Source organism: Acuticoccus kandeliae (assembly GCF_003073115.1).
On the sequence record NZ_QBBV01000136.1, the window covers coordinates 1 to 325 of the forward strand.

Annotated in this window: 2 protein-coding genes; one reads left to right on the forward strand and one right to left on the reverse strand. The window is 69.2% G+C overall.

Annotated elements, in window-relative coordinates:
* Positions 1–111, reverse strand: a 111-nt coding sequence (locus DBV35_RS31555) for a proteasome accessory factor PafA2 family protein (RefSeq protein ID WP_425428506.1), incomplete at its 3' end; no start/stop codon positions are given.
* Between DBV35_RS31555 and DBV35_RS31350 the strand changes: the two genes are divergently transcribed.
* Positions 70–325, forward strand: a 256-nt coding sequence (locus tag DBV35_RS31350; protein WP_425428507.1) for a hypothetical protein, incomplete at its 3' end; no start/stop codon positions are given. The genes DBV35_RS31555 and DBV35_RS31350 overlap by 42 nt on opposite strands.

Genomic DNA, 325 nt, shown 5'->3' on the forward strand with positions numbered 1-325 from the left:
GCGCTCGCCGGCCTTGTCCCAGGTCACGATGTCGCGCGGGGACAGGACCTCGGGAGTGGAGTACTCCGGGTGGGCGTGGTCGACGTAGAACCGGGCGCCGTTGGTGAGGATGACGTTCGCCGCGCCGAGGTCGTCGAGGTCGGCGAGTTCGTCGAGGCCCTCGTCCTCCAGAAGGAGGACAAGGAGGGCCGGCTGATCCTGTCCAAGAAGCGCGCGCAGTACGAGCGCGCCTGGGGCACGATCGAGGCGCTCAAGGAGGCCGACGAGCCGGTCGAGGGCACCGTCATCGAGGTCGTCAAGGGCGGCCTGATCCTGGACATCGGGC